This window comes from Peptoniphilus sp. oral taxon 836 str. F0141 (assembly GCF_000179335.1).
Lineage (GTDB): Bacteria > Bacillota > Clostridia > Tissierellales > Peptoniphilaceae > Peptoniphilus_A > Peptoniphilus_A lacrimalis.
Map to the genome: position 1 here is coordinate 1 of NZ_AEAA01000091.1, position 918 is coordinate 918.

At 25.6% G+C, this 918-nt stretch carries 1 protein-coding gene and 1 pseudogene; both read right to left on the reverse strand.

What is annotated here, in order from left to right:
- Window positions 1-122 precede the first annotated feature (122 nt).
- Window positions 123-605 carry an oxygen-independent coproporphyrinogen-III oxidase 2 domain protein gene (locus HMPREF9131_RS08670; RefSeq protein ID WP_009345638.1) on the reverse strand — a complete coding sequence of 161 codons (483 nt, stop codon included), beginning with the start codon at window positions 603-605 and terminating at the stop codon, window positions 123-125.
- Window positions 606-674: 69 nt separating this feature from the next.
- Window positions 675-918, reverse strand: a pseudogene (locus HMPREF9131_RS08675) (coproporphyrinogen dehydrogenase HemZ); the annotation flags it as partial.

The window sequence follows — 918 nt, forward strand, 5'->3', positions numbered from 1 at the left end:
AAAGCCCACTAGCTTCAATATTTTTACTATTATAAGACATATTAGAGATTTCTGTATCTAAATCAATATTCCCTCTAATGTCAATTATTTCTATGTCTTTTAAAATTTCTCTTAACTTCAAATTACTCGTCCTTTTTTTCTATTAAACTCAATTTCATTAAAATTATATCATTAATTCTATTAATATAATCATTTAAACTTTTATAATTGAAAGTTCTCTTAAAATTATGATTTTTATCCATAATTTTACTTGATGATGATATACCAAAACCTAAAATATCTTCAATTTCCTCCATGGAAATAACATTATACTTACAAATATGTCCTTTTTTTGCATATCCTATATTTTCTCCGGAAAGTGCCATCCTTTTTTGCCTATATAAATAATATGGGAAATAATTATTTTCTTCCATAAATTTCTTTGAAAATTCCATAACGTCCCAATAATCCTTGTCGTTAATAAAATTTTCATCGTATAGTCTTGAACCTTTTTTTAATGATAAGGTGTGGATAGTAATATTATCAGGTTCTAAATCATTATCTTTTTTTATTGAATTAATTATGCTATCCCTGTTTTCTCCCGGTAATCCAACTATCAAGTCCATATTTATTGATTTGAAATTGTGATTTCTAGCTTCTTCATACCAAAAATCAAAGTTTGTGTTATCTCTATTTTAATTCCTTATAATTTCTTTATTAAAAGATTGAGGATTAATTGAAATTCTGTCAACTCCTTTTTCTTTTAACATTCTTAATAAATCCGAAGAAAAAGTATCAGTTCTACCACATTCTACTGTAAATTCATCTGCAAAACCATAATCCTTATATACTTCATCAATAATCTTCTCAAGCCTTTTCCATCCAATTGAAGATGGAGTGCCTCCTCCAATATATATAGTTTTTGGATTTTTATTATAA